This window comes from Chitinimonas sp., from assembly GCF_036568685.1.
In the GTDB taxonomy this organism is placed as follows: domain Bacteria; phylum Pseudomonadota; class Gammaproteobacteria; order Burkholderiales; family Chitinimonadaceae; genus Chitinimonas.
In genome coordinates, this window is record NZ_DATCSC010000063.1 from 1 (window position 1) to 21,933 (window position 21,933).

20 protein-coding genes and 1 other RNA gene are annotated in these 21,933 nt (G+C 64.8%); 10 read left to right on the forward strand and 11 right to left on the reverse strand.

Annotated elements, in window-relative coordinates; all coding sequences use genetic code 11:
• Positions 1-2,899 (forward strand): sensor domain-containing protein (locus VIM95_RS09795; RefSeq protein WP_331985100.1); only part of this gene is annotated, 2,899 nt, incomplete at its 5' end.
• A gap of 221 nt (positions 2,900-3,120) precedes the next feature.
• Here the strand turns inward: VIM95_RS09795 and VIM95_RS09800 are convergent.
• Complete coding sequence (locus VIM95_RS09800; RefSeq protein WP_331985102.1) at positions 3,121-3,396, reverse strand: accessory factor UbiK family protein; 276 nt, start codon at positions 3,394-3,396, stop codon at positions 3,121-3,123.
• A 240-nt stretch (positions 3,397-3,636) separates the two neighbouring features.
• Between VIM95_RS09800 and glnK the strand changes: the two genes are divergently transcribed.
• From glnK to VIM95_RS09830, 6 genes are all read left to right on the forward strand, one after another.
• Positions 3,637-3,975 carry a P-II family nitrogen regulator gene (glnK, locus tag VIM95_RS09805; RefSeq protein ID WP_331985104.1) on the forward strand — a complete coding sequence of 113 codons (339 nt, stop codon included), beginning with the start codon at positions 3,637-3,639 and terminating at the stop codon, positions 3,973-3,975.
• A gap of 22 nt (positions 3,976-3,997) precedes the next feature.
• Positions 3,998-5,533, forward strand: a complete 1,536-nt coding sequence (amt, locus tag VIM95_RS09810) for an ammonium transporter (protein ID WP_331985107.1) — start codon at positions 3,998-4,000, stop codon at positions 5,531-5,533.
• A 283-nt stretch (positions 5,534-5,816) separates the two neighbouring features.
• Positions 5,817-6,305: a 5-(carboxyamino)imidazole ribonucleotide mutase gene (gene purE / locus VIM95_RS09815; protein ID WP_331985109.1), complete on the forward strand. Its 489-nt coding sequence runs from the start codon at positions 5,817-5,819 to the stop codon at positions 6,303-6,305.
• A gap of 3 nt (positions 6,306-6,308) precedes the next feature.
• Entirely contained in the window at positions 6,309-7,448 is a 1,140-nt protein-coding gene (locus tag VIM95_RS09820) for a 5-(carboxyamino)imidazole ribonucleotide synthase (RefSeq protein WP_331985111.1), read from the forward strand.
• Between the two features lie 74 nt (positions 7,449-7,522).
• Positions 7,523-8,401, forward strand: a complete 879-nt coding sequence (locus tag VIM95_RS09825) for a phosphoribosylaminoimidazolesuccinocarboxamide synthase (RefSeq protein ID WP_331985113.1) — start codon at positions 7,523-7,525, stop codon at positions 8,399-8,401.
• Between the two features lie 145 nt (positions 8,402-8,546).
• A complete protein-coding gene (locus tag VIM95_RS09830) occupies positions 8,547-9,926 on the forward strand; it encodes an EAL and HDOD domain-containing protein (protein ID WP_331985115.1) in 1,380 nt (459 codons plus the stop codon).
• Positions 9,927-9,994: 68 nt separating this feature from the next.
• Here VIM95_RS09830 and pip read toward each other — a convergent pair whose 3' ends face one another.
• The 3 genes from pip to VIM95_RS09845 are packed head-to-tail and all read right to left on the reverse strand — an operon-like array spanning position 9,995 to position 12,227.
• Entirely contained in the window at positions 9,995-10,960 is a 966-nt protein-coding gene (pip, locus tag VIM95_RS09835) for a prolyl aminopeptidase (protein WP_331985117.1), read from the reverse strand.
• Entirely contained in the window at positions 10,957-11,763 is an 807-nt protein-coding gene (locus VIM95_RS09840; RefSeq protein WP_331985119.1) for a sulfite exporter TauE/SafE family protein, read from the reverse strand. Before VIM95_RS09840 ends, pip begins: the two co-directional genes overlap by 4 nt.
• Complete coding sequence (locus VIM95_RS09845; RefSeq protein WP_331985121.1) at positions 11,760-12,227, reverse strand: EVE domain-containing protein; 468 nt, start codon at positions 12,225-12,227, stop codon at positions 11,760-11,762. The genes VIM95_RS09840 and VIM95_RS09845 overlap by 4 nt, the downstream gene beginning before the upstream one ends.
• 152 nt (positions 12,228-12,379) lie before the next feature.
• On the opposite strand from VIM95_RS09845, the gene VIM95_RS09850 reads away from it, so the two are divergent.
• Positions 12,380-13,285, forward strand: coding sequence for a cation diffusion facilitator family transporter (locus VIM95_RS09850; RefSeq protein WP_331985123.1), 906 nt, complete (start codon positions 12,380-12,382; stop codon positions 13,283-13,285).
• Here VIM95_RS09850 and VIM95_RS09855 read toward each other — a convergent pair.
• The 6 genes from VIM95_RS09855 to ylqF all read right to left on the reverse strand — a co-directional run bounded on the left by VIM95_RS09855 (position 13,282) and on the right by ylqF (position 16,422).
• On the reverse strand, positions 13,282-13,863 hold the full coding sequence (locus VIM95_RS09855; RefSeq protein ID WP_331985125.1) for a 5-formyltetrahydrofolate cyclo-ligase: 582 nt from the start codon (positions 13,861-13,863) through the stop codon (positions 13,282-13,284). The two genes, VIM95_RS09850 and VIM95_RS09855, sit on opposite strands and share 4 nt — an antisense overlap.
• Before the next feature lie 24 nt (positions 13,864-13,887).
• A non-coding RNA gene (ssrS, locus tag VIM95_RS09860) (6S RNA) lies at positions 13,888-14,068 on the reverse strand.
• Positions 14,069-14,094: 26 nt separating this feature from the next.
• On the reverse strand, positions 14,095-14,403 hold the full coding sequence (locus tag VIM95_RS09865; protein WP_331985127.1) for a cell division protein ZapA: 309 nt from the start codon (positions 14,401-14,403) through the stop codon (positions 14,095-14,097).
• Positions 14,400-14,618: a hypothetical protein gene (locus VIM95_RS09870; RefSeq protein WP_331985129.1), complete on the reverse strand. Its 219-nt coding sequence runs from the start codon at positions 14,616-14,618 to the stop codon at positions 14,400-14,402. The genes VIM95_RS09865 and VIM95_RS09870 overlap by 4 nt, the downstream gene beginning before the upstream one ends.
• Before the next feature lie 32 nt (positions 14,619-14,650).
• Positions 14,651-15,511 carry a helical backbone metal receptor gene (locus VIM95_RS09875; protein ID WP_331985131.1) on the reverse strand — a complete coding sequence of 287 codons (861 nt, stop codon included), beginning with the start codon at positions 15,509-15,511 and terminating at the stop codon, positions 14,651-14,653.
• Positions 15,508-16,422 carry a ribosome biogenesis GTPase YlqF gene (ylqF, locus tag VIM95_RS09880; protein ID WP_331985133.1) on the reverse strand — a complete coding sequence of 305 codons (915 nt, stop codon included), beginning with the start codon at positions 16,420-16,422 and terminating at the stop codon, positions 15,508-15,510. The genes VIM95_RS09875 and ylqF overlap by 4 nt, the downstream gene beginning before the upstream one ends.
• A 186-nt stretch (positions 16,423-16,608) precedes the next feature.
• Between ylqF and VIM95_RS09885 the strand changes: the two genes are divergently transcribed.
• Entirely contained in the window at positions 16,609-17,112 is a 504-nt protein-coding gene (locus VIM95_RS09885; protein WP_331985135.1) for a TlpA disulfide reductase family protein, read from the forward strand.
• 92 nt (positions 17,113-17,204) lie between these two features.
• Positions 17,205-17,741 carry a DinB family protein gene (locus VIM95_RS09890; protein ID WP_331985137.1) on the forward strand — a complete coding sequence of 179 codons (537 nt, stop codon included), beginning with the start codon at positions 17,205-17,207 and terminating at the stop codon, positions 17,739-17,741.
• A gap of 390 nt (positions 17,742-18,131) precedes the next feature.
• Here VIM95_RS09890 and VIM95_RS09895 read toward each other — a convergent pair whose 3' ends face one another.
• Positions 18,132-21,644: an indolepyruvate ferredoxin oxidoreductase family protein gene (locus tag VIM95_RS09895; protein ID WP_331985139.1), complete on the reverse strand. Its 3,513-nt coding sequence runs from the start codon at positions 21,642-21,644 to the stop codon at positions 18,132-18,134.
• Positions 21,645-21,933: the final 289 nt, after the last annotated feature.

The window sequence follows — 21,933 nt, forward strand, 5'->3', positions numbered from 1 at the left end:
CCAGGCGGCGTTCTTTCGCCACCTAGTGGAGGAAGCCGCCGATGGCGTCTGGGTGATCGACGCCGACAGCCGCACGACCTATATGAACACCCGCATGGCCGGCATGCTGGGTGGAGAGGCGCGCGCCCTGCACGGCGCGCCTATTTGGCAATTCATGGACCAAGATGCCCGCGCGGCCGCCGAACATAATGTAGACCGGCGCCGGGCTGGCGTGCGTGAGACGCACGAATTCCGCTTCCGTCGCCTTGATGGCAGCCACTTCTGGGCTGAGGTTTCGACCAGCCCCATGTTCGATGCCCAAGGCAACTACACGGGTGCTTTTGCCTATGTGTTGGACATAGAGCAGCGAAAAGCCACCGAACTGGCCCTGGCCGACAGCGAACGCGCCTACCGCGAAGTGTTTGACCGTAGCCATGCGGTCAAGCTGGTGATCGCCCCCGACAACGGCCAGATCGTCGCGGCCAACGCTGCCGCCCGCAACTATTATGGCTACGATGCCGAAACCTTCGCTCGGCTCAGCATTCACGACATCAATACTCTCAGCGAGGCGGAAGTCCAGGCGGAAATGGTCCGGGCCAAGCAGGAGGAGCGGGCCTACTTCTTGTTCCGCCATCGCCTGGCCAGTGGCGAGGTGCGCGACGTAGAGGTCCACGCTACCCCCATCACCACCGGTGGGCGCACCCTGATCCATTCCATCGTGCACGATATCGGCCGCCAGACCGAGGCCGAACGACAGCTGCGCTTCACGCTCTATACCGTCGAGCAGGCCCATATCTCCATCGCCTGGGTACAACCCGACGGCAGCCTGCGCGATGTGAACGCCTATGCTACCCGCATGCTGGACTACCCGCGCGAGGCCCTGCTGGGCCGCCCGGTCTGGGATTTCGATACCCAATTCGACGCAGCGGACTGGCCGGCGCTGTGGGAATCCATCAAGACCGAAGGGGCGCGGACCTTCCGTGCCGAAATCCGCAATCGCAGCGGTCAGCTGGTGCCGATCGAGGTCTACGCCACCTTTTTGTCCTTCGACGGCGAGGAATGCATCGTCGCCTATGCCCGCCATATCTCCGAGCAGGTACGCAGCGAGCGGCTGCTGGCGCTGCAGAATGACACCCTGGCCGCCATCACAGCCGGCCACCCGCTACCCCATGTGCTGACCCAGCTGGCAGAGCGGGTGGAGCAGCTGGCGCCAGAGATTCAGTGCTCCATCCTGCTGCTGGATGGGCAGCGCGTACGCCATGGTGCCGCACCCAGCCTGCCGCCTGCCTTCGTGGCCGCCATCAACGGCGCGCACATCGGGCCGCAGGCCGGTTCCTGCGGTACGGCCGCCTATCTCAACCAGCCGGTCGAAGTGGCCGACATCGCCACCGACCCGCTGTGGGCCGACTATCGCTCGTTGGCGCTGCCACATGGCCTGCGCGCCTGTTGGTCCTGTCCCATCCGCGCCAGTGACGGCAGCGTGCTCGGTACCTTTGCCATCTACTACCAGGAACCACGCCACCCCAGTCCCTTCCACCGCCGCATCGTCGAGGCCTGTACCGACCTCGCCGGCATCGCCATCGAGCATCGCCGGGCCGAGGATCGTATTCACACCCTGGCCTTCTACGACCCGCTGACCGGACTGCCCAACCGCGCGCTGTTCCAGGACCGGGCCGAGCTGGCCATCGCCCATGCCCATCGCAACCAGCTGGGGCTGGCGCTGCTGTTCACCGATCTGGACCGTTTCAAGACCATCAACGATTCGCTCGGCCACGCCGTGGGCGACAAGCTCCTGCAGGTGGTAGCGCGGCGGCTGGAGGCCGGCGTGCGCGATAGCGATACCGTCTGCCGCCTGGGTGGTGACGAATTCGTGCTGCTGCTGCCTGACTGCGACGCCGCCGGTGCCCTGGGGGTGGCGGAGAAGCTGATCGCTAGCGCGGCCGAACCGGTCAGCATAGACGGTCATGACCTCAACGGCACGGCCAGCATAGGCATTGCCCTCTTCCCGCAGGATGGCAACAGCTACGACAGCCTGCTCAAGCATGCCGACGCAGCCATGTACCGGGCCAAGGAGCTCGGCCGCAATGCGTTTTGCTTCTACCGCCAGGATATGAATGCCGAAGCCGCCGAGCGGCTGGAGCTGGAGAACGCGTTGCACCAGGCGCTGGCCAGGCAGGAACTCTGCCTGTACTACCAGCCCCAGGTACGCATCGCCAACCGTAGCCTGTATGGACTGGAAGCCTTGCTGCGCTGGCAGCACCCGCAATGGGGCATGGTCTCGCCCGCCCGCTTTATCCCGGTGGCCGAGGAGTGTGGTTTGATCGACAGCATAGGCCGCTGGGTATTGGACGAAGCCTGCCGTCAGTTCTCCGCCTGGCAGGCGCAAGGCATCGCCCCGCCACGGATCTCGGTCAACCTCTCGGCCCGCCAGTTCCAGCATGACGACATCCCCGCCATGGTCGACGCCACCCTGGCCCGGCATGGCATGAGCGCCAGCCAGCTGACGCTGGAGATCACCGAGAGCCTGATGATGGTGCGCGACGACAGCACCCTGGGGGCACTGCGCCAGCTCGACCAGATGGGGGTGACGCTGGCGGTGGACGACTTCGGCACCGGCTATTCCAGCCTGGGCTACCTCAAGCGCTACCCGGTCCGGGAGCTCAAGCTCGACCAGAGCTTCGTCCGCGACCTCGATGCCGACGCCGACGACCGCGCGCTGGCCAGCGCCGTCATCCACATCGGCCAAAGCCTGCGCCTCACCGTCGTGGCCGAGGGCGTTGAGACCGCCAGCCAACTCGCCTTCCTGCGCGAACAAGGCTGCCAGGTCGCGCAGGGCTACCACTACGCCCGCCCCATGCCCGCCGACACCCTGGACGAATGGCTACGGCTACCCCTGGTCGCGCCGGAAGAAAGCGTTTAAGGGACGCGCAGCGAGGAAAAGATCCAGGCCGACCGCCCCAACGCGTATTCAGAGCGCCCACGAGCCCAGCGAAGCCCCCCGCCGACGGGCGGGGCCGAGGGGCAGGGAATCAATCAGGGTAGGGCCGCTCTCTCAGCGCCCACAAATGACAAGCGCCCGGGTCTCCCGGGCGCCAGCGCTGCAGCTAACCGCCATGCGGTGTTTGCTAGAACCCCAAGGCCCTAGAAGTCGTCCTGCGGATTTTCGGCATCCGCCACCCGGCCACCCGCCTGCGCCTCCAGCGCGGCAATACGTGCCTCCAGCTGGGTCAGGGTCTCACGGGTGCGTGCCAGCACCGCCTGCTGCACCTCGAATTCCTCGCGGGTCACCAGATCGAGCTTGGCAAAAGCGGCCGACAGCACGGCACGGACATTCTTTTCGATATCGCGGCCCGGCCCCGCGGCCAGCGCCTCGGACAGTTTGCCGCTGACTTCATCGAACAGGCGTTGCGCGAGCATGGTGCTTCCTTCGTGTGATTGCATACAGAACCTCAGTCTATCAAAAACCCGCCGCCCCAAGGCCTCGCACCATCCCTAAGCAAGCCCTCCCTTGGCCGCACCAGACTGGTGCAATACCCCTGCCCATATCAGGGAAAACCAGCACAAGCACTTGATTCTACGGCCTATATTTTCTTGGCACGACCCATGCTAAACCCCTGCACCTAAGTAGTTTCCTGGTTAACACCTCAAGGAGCGAAGATGAAGTTCGTTAGCGCCATCATCAAGCCGTTCAAGCTTGACGAGGTACGGGAGGCACTGTCCGCCATCGGCGTGCAGGGCGTCACCGTCACCGAGGTCAAGGGTTTCGGCCGTCAGAAGGGCCACACCGAGCTGTATCGCGGCGCGGAGTACGTGGTCGATTTCCTGCCCAAGGTCAAGCTCGAGATCGCCGTCAAGGACGATATGGTCGAGCAGGTCATTGAGGCCATCGAGAAGGCGGCCAACACCGGCAAGATCGGCGACGGCAAGGTTTTCGTCTTTGATCTTGAACAAGTCATCCGCATCCGTACCGGTGAAACCGGCGCGGACGCGCTGTAAACCCGCACAGGGAGAACAGAAAATGAAAAAACTACTGACCGCGCTGGCGCTTGCCGGCGCCATGAGCATCGGCGCCGTCTGGGCCGAAGAAGCCCCGGCAGCCGCCCCTGCCGCCACTGCCGCGCCGGCCGCAGAAGCGCCTGCTGCCGCGGCGCCGGTCGCCGAGCCCGCCAAGCCGGTTGAAGCTGCCGCCGCCCCGGCCGCAGCACCGGCTACCCCGGTAGCCGCCCCGGCACCGGTCGTCAACAAGGGTGACAATGCCTGGCTGCTTGTCGCCTCGGCCTTTGTGATCCTGATGTCCATCCCTGGCCTGGCCCTGTTCTACGGCGGCCTGGTGCGTGGCAAGAACATGCTCAGCGTGCTGATGCAGGTGTTCGTGGTGTTCAGCCTGATCTCGGTGCTGTGGGTGATCTACGGCTATAGCGCCGCCTTCACCGACGGTGGCGGTATCAACGCCTTCTACGGCGGCTTCAGCAAGCTGTTCCTGAAGGGCATCACCCCCGACTCCGTCGCCGCGACCTTCTCCAAGGGTGTGGTGGTCTCCGAGTTCATCTACGTGGTGTTCCAGGGCGCCTTTGCCGCCATCACCTGCGGCCTGATCCTCGGCGCCTTCGCCGAGCGCGTCAAATTCGCCGCCGTACTGGCCTTCGTGGTGATCTGGTTCACCTTCAGCTACCTGCCCATGGCCCACATGGTCTGGTACTGGGTCGGCCCCGATGCCTACACCGACGCCAAGGCAGCCGAAGTTGCCACCGCAGCCGCCGGCTGGCTGTTTGCCAAGGGTGCGCTGGACTTCGCCGGCGGTACCGTGGTGCACATCAACGCCGCCGTTGCCGGTCTCGTGGGTGCCTACTTCGTGGGCAAGCGCATCGGTTTTGGCAAGGAAGCCATGACCCCGCACAGCCTGACCATGACCATGATCGGTGCTTCGCTGCTGTGGTTCGGCTGGTTCGGCTTCAATGCCGGCTCGGCGCTGGAAGCCAATGGCACTGCCGCTCTGGCCTTCATCAATACCTGGGTTGCCACTGCCCTCGCCGCCCTGGCCTGGATGGCCGTGGAATGGCTTTGGAAGGGCAAGCCCTCCATGCTGGGCGCCGCTTCGGGCGCCGTGGCGGGCCTGGTTGCCATCACCCCGGCCTGCGGCTTTGTCGGTGTCGGCGGTGCCATGGCCATTGGCCTCGCTGCCGGCGTGGTCTGCCTGTGGGGCGTGCATGGCCTCAAGAAGCTGCTCGGTGCTGACGACGCGCTGGACGTGTTCGGCGTGCACGGCGTAGGCGGCATCCTGGGTGCCATCCTGACCGGCGTGTTCGCCGATCCGGCCCTGGGCGGCACCGGTGTCTGGGACTATGTGACCAACAAGGTGGCCGATGGCTACTCGATCGGCGGCCAGGTCTGGATCCAGACCCAGGGCGTGCTTACCACCATCGTGGTGTCGGCCGTGGTCTCCATCGTCGCCTTCAAGCTGGTGGACCTGGTGATCGGCCTGCGTGTGCCGGAAGACGAAGAGCGCGAAGGCCTCGACGTGACCAGCCACGGTGAAAAAGCCTACAACATGTAGGACCTTGCCGGCAGCTTGAGGGTGGGGTCTCGCCTAGCTCTCAAGCGCCGTGATTTAGCAGTAGTTGAAAATAGTTGTACCGCGCGGTGGTCCGTTGGGGAGCGGGCCACCGCCAGCAAGTCGTTGCCGGCCGTTGGGGAAGACGGCGGCAACACCTGGGACGGCCCGCCTATCATGGCGGGCCGTTTCCTTATTCCACTTCGGCATCCCTTCATCGCATCGCGGGTTTTGGCGCAAAGCCGAATTTCTGTAGAATCCGCGTTTTGAAACAGGGGATTACCCGATGATTCAAGTCGGCCTCGTCATGGGCAGCAACTCTGATTGGGATGTCATGCAGCATGCCGCCCGTCAGCTCAAAGCCTTCGGCATCCAGTTCGAGGCGCGTGTCGTCTCGGCCCACCGCACCCCGGACCTCTTGTTCGAGTACGCCGCCACGGCCGAGGCCCGCGGCCTCAAGGCCATCATCGCCGGTGCCGGTGGCGCTGCGCACCTACCGGGCATGCTTGCCGCCAAGACCGCCGTGCCGGTGCTGGGCGTGCCGGTGCCGTCCAAATACCTGCGTGGCGAGGATTCGCTGTTGTCCATCGTGCAGATGCCCAAGGGCATCCCGGTCGCCACCTTCGCCATTGGCGAAGCCGGTGCGGCCAATGCCGGCCTGTTTGCGGTGGCCCTGCTGGCCAACGAGATCCCGGCCCTGCGCGAAAAGCTCAATGCCTTCCGCGAAGAACAAAAGAATGCCGTGCTGGCCATGAGCCTGCCGGAGGTCGAGTAAGCCATGGCCGCGCCGCTCAAACCCATTCTGCCGCCAGCCATGCTGGGCATCCTGGGCGGCGGCCAGCTGGGCCGCATGTTCACCGTGGCGGCCAAGACCATGGGCTACCGCGTTACCGTACTGGACCCGGACAGCCGCGCACCGGCCGCCGACTTCGCGGACGTGCACCTGTGTGCTGCCTATAACGACCACGCAGCCCTGAAGGAACTGGCCGAGACCTGCGCCGCGGTCACCACCGAATTCGAGAACGTCAACGCCGACTCCATGCGCTGGCTGGCCCAGCACGTACCGGTCAGCCCTTCGGGCGATTGCGTCGCCATTGCCCAGGACCGCATCCTGGAAAAGAGCTGGATCCAGAAAGCCGGCCTCGCCACCGCACCCTACCTGGCACTGGAGACGGTGGCCGACCTCAACCACGACCTCAGCCCCTACCTGCCCGGCATTCTCAAGACTGCGCGACTGGGTTACGACGGCAAGGGCCAGGTTCGCGTTGCCACCGCTGCCGAGGCGCGCGCCGCCTATGCCGACCTGGGTGGCCAACCCTGCGTGCTGGAAAAGATGCTGCCGCTGGCCTATGAGGTCTCGGCCATCGTCACCCGTACCAGCGCACATGAAGTCGCGGTCTTTCCGGTGGCCGAGAATCGCCACGCCCGCGGCATTCTCGACGTCAGCATCGTGCCGGCCCGGGTCGAACCCGAGCTGGCCCAGCGAGCCCAGACCATGGCCGTGCAGTTGGCCGAGGCGCTGGACTATGTTGGTGTACTGGCGGTGGAGTTCTTCGTGCTCGACGGCGGTGAGCTGGTGCTCAACGAGATCGCCCCGCGTCCGCACAACTCCGGCCACTACACCATCGACGCCTGCGTCACCAGCCAGTACGAGCAGCAGGTACGCGCCATGTGTGCCCTGCATCCCGGTCGCCCCGAGTTGCTCTCGCCGGTTGTCATGGTCAACCTGCTGGGTGACAGCTGGCCCGAGGGCGGCGAGCCCAACTGGGAAGTGCTGATGCAGGCACCCAACGTGCACCTGCATCTGTACGGCAAGACCGAAGCCCGTCCGGGCCGCAAGATGGGCCACTACTGCGTGCTGGCCGCTAGCCCCGAGGCAGCGCTGGAGCAGGCTGAAGCCATCAAGGACACGCTGTAGAACGCCTTGCCGGCGCCTCAACAGCCAGCTACACCCAATCGTCGGCGCCTTGCCGACCTAACGGAAGCACCGCTATGAACGGCATCACCACCACCAATCTGAAGAGCCTCAAGAAGATCTATAGCGGCAAGGTCCGCGATCTGTACGAGATCGACGACAAGCGCATGCTGATGATCGCCACCGATCGCCTGTCGGCCTTCGACGTGATCCTGAACGAACCCATCCCGGCCAAGGGCAAGATCCTCACGTCGATCTCCAATTTCTGGTTCGACAAGCTGAGTGACGTGGTGCCCAGCCACTTCACCGGCGAGCGCGCCGAGGACGTAGTCAGCGCCGAGGACCTGCCCCAGGTCGAGGGCCGCGCCGTGGTGGTGAAGCGGCTCAAGCCGGTGCCGGTCGAGGCCATCGTGCGTGGTTATATCGCAGGCTCCGGCTGGAAGGACTACAAGGCCACCGGCACCATCTGCGGCCTGCCGCTGCCGGCCGGCCTGGTGGAAGCCGCCAAGCTGCCCCAACCCATCTTCACCCCGTCCACCAAGGCGGCGGTGGGTGACCACGACGAGAACGTCAGCTACGACGAGCTGGTACGCCAGATCGGCGCCGAACTGGCCGCCAAGGTACGCGACACCGCCATCCGCCTGTATGTGGCCGCCAGCGAGTACGCCGCCACCCGCGGCATCATTATCGCCGACACCAAGTTCGAGTTCGGCCTCGACGAAGACGGCACCCTGACGCTGATGGACGAAGCCCTGACGCCTGATTCCAGCCGTTTCTGGCCGGCCGACCAGTACCGCCCGGGCAGCAACCCGCCGAGCTACGACAAGCAGTTCGTGCGCGACTGGCTGGAGAGCACCGGCTGGAACAAGACCCCGCCGGCGCCCACGCTGCCGCAGGACGTGGCCGACCGCACCGCAGCCAAGTATCAGGAAGCCCTCGAAAAGCTGACCGGCTGATCCCGTCGCTACCGCGCCCAAAACCGCCGAGAGCCTTGCTTTCGGCGGTTTTTTCATTTTGTAGGCTACTTGCCACTTGGGCCATGCCGCCACTACGGCTATCCTGTCGAACGACAGGGCACTCCACCAGAAACGGCAGGCATCCATGGTCTTCGGACTAATCAAGAAGATGTTGGGTGGCAACGAAACCACCCCCACCGCACACAGCTCCAGCAACCTGCAGCCCACCCCCACCATCCCAGCCACCAGTGCGCTGGGGGCGGCGCCGGGCCAGGCCGGCTTTGTGGCCGGCACCCCCACCGATACCATCCTGCAGCGCGAGATCGTGCTCGACCGCGAACTCAAGGTGGTGGGTTACGACTTCCGCCTGCGCGACAGCGTGCTCAAGCGCAAGGCCAAGATGGCCAATTCGGTCTGGAAGTTGTACGACGAGGTGCTGATCCGCAACTTCCTGGCCGAGGAATCGACCAAGGCCTTCGGCCAGAAGCGCATCTTCCTGGAGATGTCGGTCTGGTCCTTGGACAGCCCGCTGCTGGCCAAGCTGGCCAAGGGCCGCTTCGTACTGATGCTGCACTACGATGCCGACTTCTTCCGTGACGCCCTGCTCCACGTGGAACTGTTACAGCGGCTCAAGGATCAGGGCTTCCAGCTCGGTTTCGACAGCTTCCCGCTCGACCCCAACCTGATACCGCTGTTCCCGCTGGCCGACTATCACAAGCTATCGGTCACCGACAAGGATGTGACCGAGCTGTCGCGTGCCATCTCGGCCACCGCCAATGCCGCACCGGATGCAGAGCTCCTGGTCAGCGACATCCATTTCTTTGAAGAGCTGCAGGTCTGCCGCCAGCTGCAAGTGCATTATCTGCAGGGCAGCTATCTGCGCCACAAGGAGATTTCCGAAGCCGACGCAGTCGATGCCAGCTATCTGCGCCTTCTGGAAGTACTGAACCTGGTACGGGCAGACGCGGAACCGGCGGTGATCGCCAATGCGATCAAGTACGACCCCATGCTGAGCTTCAAGCTGCTGCGCTACGTCAATTCGCCCGGCGCCGGACTGATGACCAAGGTCGACACCCTGGACCGCGCCCTGATCGTGCTCGGCAACAAGCAGCTCTATCGATGGCTCACCCTGCTCTTGTTCAGCCACGAACGGCAGGAAGGCGACCAGGACCTGCTCTTGGAGATGGCGCTGTTGCGCGCCCGCATGATGGAGACGCTGGGCAGCAAGCAGTTCGGCGCGGGCAACCGCGACCAGCTCTTTACCACTGGCATGTTCTCCATGCTGGACGCGCTCCTGCACCAGCCCATGGCCAAGATCATCGACAAGCTCAACCTGCCAGCCGAGATTGCCCAGGCCCTCTTGGAGCAGCGTGGCCCCTACGGCCCCCTGTTGGCGCTGACCCTGGCCTGCGAGGATGGCAATCTGCCGGCCGAGCCCGAGCTCTTTATCGCCGCCCAGGTCAGCAAGAACGACGCCAACCGGGCACAGATCGAGGCCATGCTGTGGGTCGAGGAAGTCATCTGAGTCCAGCCCACTTGGCATGAAAAAGCCCGGCCTAGGCCGGGCTTTTTGCTGCATGAAGCAGGCGACGCCTAGACGCTCACATTCATGCGCGTCTTCATGCGTTCGCAAGCGGCCACCAGGCCACGACAGGTGCCCGGCTCCCAGGCGGAATGGCCGGCATCCTGCACGATCTCCAGCTCCGAACCGGGCCAGGCCTGGTGCAGCTCCCAGGCCGAGACCGGTGGGCACAGCACGTCGTAGCGGCCCTGCACCGTGATCATCGGCAGGTGGCTGATGCGCCCCACCTGGGCCAGCAGGTCGTTCTCGGGCAGGAAGATGCGGTTGACGAAGTAGTGGGCCTCGATCCGGCCCACGCCCAGCGCCACATTGTCGCTGCCGTAGTTGGCCTGCACCGCCGGGTCGGGGAAGAGGGTGGCGCACTCGCCCTCGTATACGCTCCAGATGCGCGCGGCCGGCATATGCACGGCGTGCGAGGGATCGTTGAGGCGGCGATGGTAATTGCTCAAGAGGTCGCCGCGCTCGGCTTCCGGCAGGTAGCCGGCAAAGCGCGACCAAGCCTCGGGGAAGAACTGGCGCATGCCCTGCATAAACCAGTCGATTTCCCAAGAGCGGCACAGGAATACACCGCGCAGCACAAAGCCCAGGCAACGCTCCGGGTGGGCCTCGCCGTAGGCCAGCGCCAGGGTGGAGCCCCAGGAGCCACCAAATACCAGCCAGCGCTCAATGCCCAGCATGAGCCGCAGCTGCTCGATGTCGGCAATCAGGTGCTGGGTGGTGTTGTCGCGCAGCTCGCCCACCGGGGTGGAGCGGCCTGCACCACGCTGGTCGAAGATGACGATGCGGTAGTAGGCCGGATCGAAGAACTGGCGGTGCTTGGGGCTGGCACCAGCCCCCGGGCCACCGTGCAGGAACAGCACCGGCACGCCATTTGGATTGCCGGACTCTTCCCAGTACAGGGTGTGGATGGCATCAACCGGCAGCATGCCGCTGCGGCGGGGTTCGATGGCGGGGTAGAGCTCGCTACGTTGGGTCATGGGTTCAATAGTCCAATCAGCATGCGGCTGGCGATCAGGATCAACAGCGCTGCGAAACATTTCTTCAGGGTGGCTACCGGCAGCTTGTGCGCCAAGGCCGCCCCCAGGGGCGCGGTCAGGATACTGGCCAGCACCACGCCCGCCAAGGCCGGCAGGTAGACAAAGCCCAGGCTGCCCGCCGGCAGGCCAGCCTGGCCAGCGCCGTTGATGGCATAGCCGGCGAGGCCGGCCAGGGCGATGGGCAGGCCCAGGGCCGCCGAGGTACCGACCGCCGAGGGCATGGCCACATTGCTCAGGGTCAAGAAGGGCACCGAGAGCGAACCGCCACCGATACCGACAAAGCTCGACACGCCACCGATCAGGCTACCCACAAGGCTCAGCCCGCTCCAACCCGGCAACTGCCGGCTGGGCTTGGGCTTGAAGCCGGACAACATCTGTGCCGCCACCACATAGGCGAACAACACAAAGAACCACTTCAGCCCAAGCGAAGGCAAGCGCGCCGCCAGCCAGCTGCCGGCGAAGGTGCCCAGCATCAGCCCCGGCGCCATGCCACGCACGGTGGGCCACAGCACGGCACCACGCTGGTGGTGGGCACGCAAGCTGGAAAGCGAGGTGAACACAATGCTGGCCAGCGAGGTACCGAGCGCCAAGTGCAGCACATGCTGGGCGGGGAAGCCACTCGCTTCGAAGATGGCCACCAGGGCCGGTACGATGATCAGCCCACCGCCCACGCCCAGGAGCCCGGCCAAGAGGCCCGCCACCGCGCCGGTGGCCAGAAAGCCGGCCAATACCAGGGCGCTCAAGCGGCTTCGCCCAGGCGCGCCATCACCGCCCGCCAGTGGGCCGGCTCGACCGGGGTGATGGAGAGGCGGTTGCCACGGGCCAGCACCTGCATGCCCTCCAGTTCCGGCGCCGCGCGCATGGCAGCAAGGGTCAGGTAGGCGGTCTTCTTGACCAGCTTCACATCCACCTGCATCCAGCGCGGCTGCTCTGGCGTGGATTTGGGGTCGAAGTATTTGTTCTTGGGGTCGAACTGGGTCGGGTCCGGGTAGGGGTTGGAACAGACTTCGACGATGCCGGCCACGCCGGGCTCGGCCACACCGGAGTGGTAGAACAGCACCCGGTCGCCGATCTGCATCGCGTCGCGCATAAAATTGCGCGCCTGGTAGTTGCGCACGCCATACCAGCCCACGGTCTGGTCCTTCATGCCCGGCAAGTCGTCGATGCCGACGTCGTCCGGTTCTGCCTTCATCAGCCAGTAGCGCATCTGCCCTCCTCCATGCGGTATCCAAGTTAGCCGGCGGACTATCGCGCCACGGCGGGCGGTCTGCAAGCCGGCCTGGGCATTATATTCAGGCAAAGGGGCGAATTCGCTGGTCGGGCGTGGATTTCGATCTAGACTCACAGGCGGGAGAGACCATGTCCGCACCAGCCAATTCGCTGAAATCCATCCTCTATGCCCTGGGCGCCAATCTCGCCATCGCCGTGGCCAAGCTGGCTGCCGCCATCCATACCGGCTCCGGCGCCATGCTGGCCGAGGCGGTGCACTCCATTGCCGACTGCGGCAACCAGGGCCTCTTGATCTGGGGCCTCAAGTCAGCCCGTACCCCACCCTCGCCGGACTACCCGCTGGGTTGGGGCAAGGCCATCTATTTCTGGTCCTTTATCGTCGCGATCATGTTGTTCTCGCTGGGCGGCCTGTTCGCCATCTACGAAGGCCTGCACAAGCTCGGCGAACCCGAGCAGATGGAGGCGCCCTGGGTCGCCATCGCCGTACTGCTGTTCAGCATCGTGGCCGAGAGCATCTCGCTCTGGGGCTGCGTGCGCGAGATCAACAAGGTCCGCGCCGGCCGCTCGCTGTGGCACTGGCTGCGGGAAAGCCGGCAAAGCGAGCTGGTGGTCATACTCGGCGAGGACATAGCCGCCCTGTGCGGGCTGCTCTTGGCCCTGGCCGCGGTCAGCCTCGCCCACCTGGCCGAAAACCCGCTGTTCGATGCCCTGGGCAGCATCGCCATCGGCGTGCTCCTGATCGTGGTGGCGGTGTTTATCGGAGTGCAGATCAAGGGTCTCTTGATTGGCCAGAGCGTGGAGCCCGGCGTGCGCCGCGCCATCCAGCAGCATCTGGAGGCCGACGGGGCGGTGGCACAGGTGTTCAAGCTCATCACCCTGCAGTTGGGCAGCCAGGTCATGGTGGCGGTCAAGGCCCAGCTCAAGGCGGACAGTGCCGAGCAGCTGGTCAGCGAGATCAACCGGCTGGAGGTCGACCTCAAGGCCGCCTTCCCCGAAGTACAGTGGCTATTCTTCGAGCCAGATCTGACGGATTAGACCCGGCGCCCCCGGCGATACACCGCGGACTCGGTGTATACCGCATCCAGTACCACATCGTGCGGTTCACGCACGATCTTCTCCACCCGCTGGCACGCATAAGCCGCCCCGATCAGGCGCGGCCTGTGCACGCCCGGCCGGCGGAAGGCAAAGCTGCTGTCGTAGTAGCCACCGCCCTGCCCCAGCCGGCCACCCGCGGCATCGAAGCCCACCAGCGGTAGCAGCACCAGCTGCATGGCACGGGCCGGCAAGGTATGGCGGCTGCGATACTCGCGTATGCCGTAGCGGTTGCGACGCCAGTGCCCGGCCGGGTCAGCCAGGGCGGCAAAGCGCAGGCGACGGCCACGGCGCGGTACCAGCGGCAGGTAGACCTCGGCGCCACGCGCCTGGGCAAGGGTGATCAGGGGCTGCAGGGAGAGTTCGGACCCGACCGCCATATAGGCTGCCAGCTTCTGGCCACGGCGCAACAGCGGTGCGGCTCGGCGGGCGACCTTGTAGGCGGCCAACCGGCGCAAGCGCTTGGGCACGGCCATACGCCGTCTACGCAATTGTCGGCGCAGCTCGGCTTTGTCGGTCATGGGGAGGTAGTTGGGGGCGGGGTTGGGGTCCCCGCGGGCGCCGTCCCGGCTCACATCTTGAACCTAACGGTTCAAGTGGTCGCCAGCGATACACTTTCAGGCTCATCCGACAGAGGGGTGAGCGCAACCAGCGTATCAAGCCAACAACCCGGTTCAATATATTGGTTCAAAGAATATCGAGCCGGAACGAACGCCGCAGGGAAACTGGATGATCTTGGCAGGTCGGCAAGGTCAGAACAACTGCTGCTGTTCCTTCAGGGCCTCGTCAATGGTTTCCTGCATGCGGCCGATTCTACGCCTAAAGTCCGCCATGTCCAAACCGCCGGTCACGCGGGTATTCATGAACTCGTGCGAAATATTGAGCGCGGCCATGATGGCGATCTTGTCTATGCCCATCACATTGCCGCTGTCGCGGATCTCGCGCATCTTGCGGTCGAGAAAGGCTACCGCCTCCATCAGCGCCGGCTCTTCATCCGGCGGGCAGGCCACCCGGAACTCGCGCCCCATGATGGTTACATCGAGCTGTTTGACCTCGCTCATTCGGCCTCCTCCTCGCTGCCTTCCTCGGCCGGCAGGCGAGCCAGCAGCGCGTCGACGCGCGTCTTGGCCCCTTCCACCTTGTCATTGAGGCGGCGGTTGTCGTTCTTCAGCACCAGCACGGTCTGGCGCAGCTCGACATTCTCGCTGCGCAGCTGCTGGCACAGGGCAGCCAGCGTCTTGATGCGGTCTTCAAGGTTATGGAGTTCAGCTTCCATGGTGTCCAGGTCTGAAGGTCATGCGGCAAATTCTAGTCGATTTTGTCCTTGCTGGGCCGCCGTAGCGCATCCAGCCTGCGGCAGAGCGCTTCGGTCGCCGGCAGGATGCGCGGACCGGGCCGGCCCAGGGTATCGGCATCGACCGCCAGAAACTGCGCCTTGAGCGGCAAGCGGCGCCACGGTGCCAGCCAGCGGGCGGCAGCGCTGTCATCGGCCAGCGCCACCACGGCATCGGGCTGGCGCGCCAACAGCGACTCGGCCGAGATCAGCGGTACGGCCGCGACTTCACCGCCAAAGGGGTTGCGGGTACCGCAGGCACGGAAGGCGGCGCTGACAAACTGCTGGTCGTTCACCGTCATGGCCGGCTCGCTGCCCACTTGCGGCACCACCGTGAGCACGGTCTTGCCGCGGTAGCGCGCCGTCAGTGCCGTCCAGCCGGCGTCGAAACGCTCTGCTGCCGCTCCACCATCACGCCCACTCAGGGTACCCAGCGCCCGCATGGCCTGCGAGATGGCCGCCACCGTGCCCGGCTGGCTGGCATAGACGGCTATGCCCAGCTCACGCAGGCGGCGGGTGGCGGGGCCGGCCTGCGGACCTTCCCAGGCCACCACCAGATCGGGCCGCAGCGCCAGGATGGCCTCGACATTGAAGGTGCCGTACTGCCCCACGCTGGGCAGCTTGCGCGCCTCCACGGGGTAGTCACTGGCAGCATCGCGGCCCACCAGCTGGCTGCCGGCGCCAATGGCGTAGAGCAGCTCGGTCGCATGCGGGCTCAGGCTGACAATACGCTGCGCCGGCCGGGCCAGCTTGACCAGGCCGCCGGCCTCGTCACGCAGCTCCAGTGCGTTCACCTGGATCGCGAGCAGGCACAGCGCCAGCAGAACCCGCTTCACGGCTGTTCGGCTTCCGGTGCAGCCTCGCCGGCGGCGGCCTCCGGGTCTTCCTCGCCCAGATCCATATCCAGGCTGTTGTCCGGCCGCTCCAGCGAGATCCGTCCGAGCACCGCACCGCGGAAGTCGACCAGGATGCGCTCGGCCGCCTTCTGCGCGTCGATACGGTTGCCCGACTGCACGCAACCCAGGGCGCGGGCAGCGCGCTCGAACAGTACATCGCCCGGCTCGCTCAGGTCCGGCAGCTTGTAGCGGGTGCGGATCGCCTCCGGGTAGTGCAGCGCCAGCCAGCCCATGGCGTACCAGGCTACATCCACCGCATCGAAGGCATTGCGGCCTATGGTGCCCGACAGCGCCAGCTTGTAGCCGTCGTTGTTGGAATTGATCTTGGGCCACATCATGCCCGGGGTATCCACCAGGATGGTGCCCTCGGGCAGCTCGATACGCTGCTGGCTCTGGGTCACGCCCGGGGTATCGGCCACCTTGGCCAGCTTGCGCTTGGCGAGCGCGTTGATCAGGGTGGACTTGCCCACATTGGGCACGCCCAGGATCATGGCCCGTACCGGCTTCTCGCCACCGGTGCGGTGCGGCACCAGCTTGCGGCACAGCGCCAGCACCTTGCCGGTGTCGCGCAGCTTGCCGGCCTCGTCCAGGGTAATCACCTCGGTCTCGGCTTCCTGCTTGAAGTGCCTTACCCAGGCCGCGGTTACGGCCGGGTCGGCCAGGTCGGCCTTGTTCAGTATCTTCAGGCTGGGGCGCTGGCGGTGCAGGCGCAGCTCGTGGATCAAGGGGTTGGTGGTGATGCGCGGCAGGCGGGCGTCGAGTACCTCGATCACCATGTCGACCTTGGCCATGGTGTCGGCGATCTGCTTCTTCGCCTTGTTCATATGGCCCGGGAACCATTGGATCGCCATGTCTCGTCTCTCGCTATCGGGCCGCCGTGGCGGCTGCCGGGAATGGGGTTTGGGCGCAGCATGCGCCAAAGGGCGCGGATTATACCGTTGGTCGCCAAAAAGGTCGGCAAATCAATACAATACTGATTCTGGCAACTTTATCGGCCCGGCGCACTCAAAACGTCCAACCGAACCTGGCTGTTCCACATGAAACCTGTCATCAAATACGGCCTCGCCGCTGGCGTCGCCATCGCCCTGGGCACCATCTTCCTGAGCGGCAATCTTGCCCAGGCACAAGCGCCCGCTGTGCAATACACTTCCATCAAGGGCGAGCAGACCACCCAGAAGGCCCTGGAGGGCAAGGTGGTACTGGTCAACTTCTGGGCGACCAGCTGCACCGGCTGCATGGCCGAGATGCCCAAGCTGGTGGAAACCCACAAGAAATACGCCGAACAAGGCTTTCAGACCGTGGCCGTGGCCATGAGCTATGACCCGCCGCAGTACGTGGCGGCCTATACCGAGCAAAAGCAGTTGCCGTTCTTTGTGGCATTGGATGTAGATGGTTCGCTGGCCCGCCAGTATGGGGATGTGAAGCTGACCCCCACCTCGATCCTGATCGATAAACACGGTCGCATCGTGCAGCGCTATCTGGGCGAGCCGGATTTCAAACAATTGCACGCGCTGATAGAGGAAAAGCTCAAGGAAGCCTGACCAGCGGCGGGCTCCGGGGGCTGTTCGGTGCAGCAACGCTCGCTGCATCGGCATACACTGACGCGTGCAGGCGCACCGTAAGGAGCATGACCGTGATCTCCTGGAAAACCCACTTCCTTTACCTGGTCGACTACCAGCATTGGGCCAATGAGCGGCTGTTCGATGTATTGGACAAGCTCTCGGATGAGGCCCGTAAGCGCGACGTCGGCCTGTTCTACAAGAGCGTGCACGCCACCTACAACCATATGCTGCTCAGCAACCTTCTATGGCTGAGCCGGCTGCGTGGCGAAACTCCCGATCTGCGTCTGGACCAGCCCATGTATGAGGAATGGCGCGACCTCAAGCAGGCGCTGCGGCAGAGCGCGCGGCAGACCCAGCACTGGCTGCAGGCCCAGCCCAACGAGTTCTTCGAGGGCGAGCTGCGCTACCGTACCCAGTCCGGCATCAACCATGTGAACTGGGTGCACGACGTGCTGGCCAACTTCCTGGCCGAATACACCCACCAGCGCGGCCAGATCACCGCCATTGCCACCCAGCTGGGAGCGCCGGCACCGGAGCTGGAGTTCCTGAACTACCGGCGCGAGATGCAGGATAGTCTGGCCAAGATGCGCCAGGCAGCTAATGCCTGATGCCTGGTTTTTTGAGCTAACGTTTGGGGCATCGCTGCGTTTGGTTCAGGCGCTCGGCAGAGCCGAGCGCCTTTGGTCATCTCTTGCTGATAGAGCGGCATCCTCTTTATTTAGCCCTACTCCCCCCGAGCTCTGCACGCACAGGTTCTAGGCGCTAAAGCGCCAAGAACTCTGGCAGCCTCGCCGCTGCGACTGCGTGGTTGTTGCCCCTTTAGGGGCTTACAACCACGGCGTCCTCCTTGCGAGGGTGGAGCCTCGCTAGCGCTCGGGGCGTCGCTGCACTGTCCTCGAGAGGACTCTCTGCCGGTAGTGATTGAGTTCCACACCAAACAACAACGCCACCCTAGGGTGGCGTTGTTGTTTTGAAAACCCGGCGAACCGGGATCTACATTACAGACGAACAGCGGCTGGCTTGGCGGCCACGGCGGCGGTGGGGGTGGTGCTCTGGTATTGCTTGAGCTTGCCGTCCCAGTCGCGCTTGGTGGCTTCGTAGTTGGCCAGTTTGATGTGGCCGTAGCCGCGGATCTGCTGGATCAGGGCGACGATTTCGGCGGCCTGGGGCAGCTTCTCGGTGGAGAGGCCAGCCAGCACGGTCTGCATGCCTTGTTCGAACTCACCGATCAAACGGCGTTCCATGCGGCGGTCCTCGGCGTAGCCGAATACGTCCAGCGCGGTGCCGCGCAGGCCCTTGAGCTTGGCCAGCACGCCGAAGGCGCCCATGACCCAGCTACCGAGCTTGAACTTCTTGGCCTGGCCGTTCTTGGCCAGCCATTGCAGCCAGGTCGGGCCGAGGCTGAAGTTCAGCGTGTAGCTGCCGTCGAACTGCTCGGCCAGCTGCTTCTTGAACTCGCCGTCGGTGTAGAGGCGGGCCACTTCGTACTCGTCCTTGTAAGCCAGCACCTTGAAGTAGGCGCGGGCGGCGGCCCAGCTCAGGATCTCCGACTCGGGCGCCACGCGGCGCTCGGCGCTGCGTACCTGTTCCAGCAAGGCGCTGTAGCGGGCGGCGTAGGCGGCGTCCTGGTACTGGGTCAGGTCGGCCACGCGGCGGGCGATGAACTCGTCCAGGGTCTGGTTGGCCAGCTTGATCGCCTCGCGCACCTGCGGGAAGGCCACCTTCTCGACACGGATACGGTCATGCGCCGCATGGCGGCCCCAGACGAAGGCCTGCTTGTTCATCTCGACCGCGGCACCGTTCAGTTCGATGGCCTGCAGAATGGCCGCCTCGCTGACCGGGATCAGACCACGCTGCCAGGCGAAGCCCAGCATGAACATATTGGTGGCGATCGAGTCGCCCATCAGCGCAGTCGCGATCTGGGTGGCGTCCACGGTGTCGAAGTGGCTGTCGCCCACAGCGTTGCGGATGGTGTCCAGCATGGAGCGCGAGGGGAACTTCATGTCCGGGTTCTTGGTGAAGTCGCCGGTCGAAGCCTCGTAGCCGTTCAGCACCGCATAGGTGTGGTCATGCCGCATCTTGGCCAGGCAGTCGTTGGTGGCGGTCACCACCATGTCGCAGCCCAGCACCACGTTGGCATCACCCGCGGCGATCCGTACTGCGTGCAGCTTGGCCTGCTCGCTGGCAAAGCGCAGGTGGGTGGTTACCGCCCCGCCCTTTTGCGCCAGGCCGGTCTGGTCGAGCACGGTGGCGCCGATGCCGTCGATCTTGGCAGCCACGCCGAGCACGCCGCCGATGGTCACCACGCCGGTGCCCCCCACGCCGGTCACCAGCACACCCCAGGGGTGGGCCAGGCTAGGCAGCGTAGGCATGGGCAGCTCGGGCAGCGAGGCAAAGGCGTCCTTGCCGAGCTTGGAGCGCTTGGGCTTGACCTCGCCCTCCAGCGTCACAAAGCTCGGGCAGTAGCCCTTGAGGCAGCTGAAGTCCTTGTTGCAGCTCGACTGGTCGATCTTGCGCTTGCGGCCGTACTCGGTCTCGACCGGGATCACCGACAGGCAGTTGGACTGCTTGGAGCAATCGCCACAGCCTTCGCACACCCGCTCGTTGATCATCACCCGGCGCGGCGGGTCGATCATCTTGCCGCGCTTGCGACGGCGGCGCTTCTCGGCCGCGCAGGTCTGGTCGTGGATCAATATGGTCACGCCCGGGGTCTCGCGCAGCTCGCGCTGGATGCGGTCCAGCTCTTCGCGCGGGTGCACCGTGATGCCGGCCGCCAGGCCTTGCACGCCGTGGTACTTCTCCGGCTCGTCGGTGGTGATGATGATCTTGTTGACGCCCTCGGCCTCCAGCTGGCGGGTCAGCATGGGCACCGTCAGCGTGCCGTCCACGTGCTGGCCGCCGGTCATGGCCACTGCATCGTTGTAGAGCAGCTTGTAGGTGATGTTGAGCTTGGCCGCCACAGCCTGGCGGATAGCCAGGATGCCGGAGTGGAAATAGGTGCCGTCACCCAGGTTCACGAACACGTGCTTGGTATCGGTAAAGGGCTGGATGCCGGCCCAGGTCACGCCCTCGCCGCCCATCTGGCTGAACATCTTGGTGCCCGGGGTCACCCACATGGCCATGTAGTGACAACCGATGCCGGCCAGCGCCAGCGAGCCTTCGGGCAGCTTGGTCGAGGTGTTGTGCGGGCAGCCCGAGCAGAAGTAGGGCTGGCGCAGGATGATGTCGCGCGGCTTCTTGAGCTGATGTTCCTTGTCGTCAAGGAAGCGCAGCCGCTCCTCGATCACCGGGCTGGTGTAGAAGCGGGCAATACGGCTGGCGATCACCCTAGCGATCATGGCCGGGGTCAGTTCGCCCGCTGCCGGCAGGAGCCACTGGCCCTCCGGCAGGGTCCACTCGCCCTTCTCGTCGAACTTGCCGATCACGCGCGGGCGGACTTCTTCCTTCCAGTTGTAGAGCTGCTCCTTGAGCTGGTACTCCAGCACCTGGCGCTTCTCTTCCACCACCAGGATCTCATCGAGGCCCTCGGCAAAGGCGTGCGTGCCTTCGCTCTCCAGCGGCCAGGTCAGGCCCACCTTGAAGATGCGCAGGCCGATATCGGCCGCCAGCTGCTCGTCGATGCCCAGGTCGTCCAGCGCCTGCATCACGTCGAGATAGCTCTTGCCTGCGGTCATGATGCCCAGGCGCGGCTTGGGCGAATCCACCACCACGCGGTTGAGCTTGTTGGCGCGCACATAGGCCAGCGCAGCGTAGAGCTTCTGGTGCAAGAGGCGCTCTTCCTGTACCAGCGGCGGGTCCGGCCAGCGGATGTTCAGCCCTTCGGGCGGCATCTTGAAGTCGGTCGGCAGCACCGGCTGCACGCGCTCCGGGTCCACATCGACGATGGCCGAGGATTCGACCGTGTCGGAGATCGCCTTCAGCGTCACCCAGCAGCCCGAGTAGCGGCTCATGGCCCAGCCATGGATACCGTAGTCGAGGAATTCCTGCACGCCGGCCGGGTTCAGCACCGGCACCATAAAGGCATCGAAGGCGTGGTCGGTCTGGTGCGGCAGGGTAGAGGACTTGGCGGCGTGGTCGTCACCGGCGATCAAGAGTACCCCACCCTTGGCGGAGGAGCCGGCGGCATTGCCGTGGCGGATCACGTCACCGGAGCGGTCCACGCCCGGGCCCTTGCCGTACCACATGGCGAAGACGCCGTCGTATTTGGCGCCGGGGAACAGGCCCACCTGCTGCGAGCCCCACACGGCGGTCGCACCCAGGTCTTCGTTCACGCCCGGCAGAAAATGGACACGGTACGGGTCCAGGTATTTCTTGGCCCGCATCAGCTCCTGGTCCAGCCCGCCCAGGGGCGAACCACGGTAGCCGGAGATAAAGCCGGCGGTATTGAGACCGGCGGCGGTGTCGCGCTGCTGCTGCAGCATGGGCAGGCGCACCAGCGCCTGGGTGCCCGTCATGAACACCCGGCCCTTGGCCAGGGTGTACTTGTCGTCCAGGGAAAGGGAGGTTCCCATGATGTCTCCTTCTTGTGGCTGGCGGCCGCGCCCTGTTGGGTCACGACCGTGGCTTTACTTTGTTCTAGCTTGTGGCGGAACAAAGGGTTGGCGTTATTCGCCTTATGTATTGGGCGCGCATTCTAGGCGCTTTTTTGAGCAAATGCTCGGATTGTTTGACGTTAACGTCAATCAATCGTTCCTGGATGCAACACAACCATCAAGCAAGTGCTCGATTGACTACTTACTGATTAGTAAGTATCTTTGCGATCAAACACTTGGCCGGACCGATCAGCGTCGATACAGGCGT

Excerpts from the sequence above, each read along its gene's own strand:
- VIM95_RS09800 (WP_331985102.1), bottom strand. The coding sequence starts at position 3,396 with ATGCTCGCGCAACGCCTGTTCGATGAAGTCAGCGGCAAACTGTCCGAG.
- glnK (WP_331985104.1), top strand. The coding sequence starts at position 3,637 with ATGAAGTTCGTTAGCGCCATCATCAAGCCGTTCAAGCTTGACGAGGTA.
- amt (WP_331985107.1), top strand. The coding sequence starts at position 3,998 with ATGAAAAAACTACTGACCGCGCTGGCGCTTGCCGGCGCCATGAGCATC.
- purE (WP_331985109.1), top strand. The coding sequence starts at position 5,817 with ATGATTCAAGTCGGCCTCGTCATGGGCAGCAACTCTGATTGGGATGTC.
- VIM95_RS09820 (WP_331985111.1), top strand. The coding sequence starts at position 6,309 with ATGGCCGCGCCGCTCAAACCCATTCTGCCGCCAGCCATGCTGGGCATC.
- VIM95_RS09825 (WP_331985113.1), top strand. The coding sequence starts at position 7,523 with ATGAACGGCATCACCACCACCAATCTGAAGAGCCTCAAGAAGATCTAT.
- VIM95_RS09830 (WP_331985115.1), top strand. The coding sequence starts at position 8,547 with ATGGTCTTCGGACTAATCAAGAAGATGTTGGGTGGCAACGAAACCACC.
- pip (WP_331985117.1), bottom strand. The coding sequence starts at position 10,960 with ATGACCCAACGTAGCGAGCTCTACCCCGCCATCGAACCCCGCCGCAGC.
- VIM95_RS09845 (WP_331985121.1), bottom strand. The coding sequence starts at position 12,227 with ATGCGCTACTGGCTGATGAAGGCAGAACCGGACGACGTCGGCATCGAC.
- VIM95_RS09850 (WP_331985123.1), top strand. The coding sequence starts at position 12,380 with ATGTCCGCACCAGCCAATTCGCTGAAATCCATCCTCTATGCCCTGGGC.
- VIM95_RS09855 (WP_331985125.1), bottom strand. The coding sequence starts at position 13,863 with ATGACCGACAAAGCCGAGCTGCGCCGACAATTGCGTAGACGGCGTATG.
- VIM95_RS09865 (WP_331985127.1), bottom strand. The coding sequence starts at position 14,403 with ATGAGCGAGGTCAAACAGCTCGATGTAACCATCATGGGGCGCGAGTTC.
- VIM95_RS09870 (WP_331985129.1), bottom strand. The coding sequence starts at position 14,618 with ATGGAAGCTGAACTCCATAACCTTGAAGACCGCATCAAGACGCTGGCT.
- ylqF (WP_331985133.1), bottom strand. The coding sequence starts at position 16,422 with ATGGCGATCCAATGGTTCCCGGGCCATATGAACAAGGCGAAGAAGCAG.
- VIM95_RS09885 (WP_331985135.1), top strand. The coding sequence starts at position 16,609 with ATGAAACCTGTCATCAAATACGGCCTCGCCGCTGGCGTCGCCATCGCC.
- VIM95_RS09895 (WP_331985139.1), bottom strand. The coding sequence starts at position 21,644 with ATGGGAACCTCCCTTTCCCTGGACGACAAGTACACCCTGGCCAAGGGC.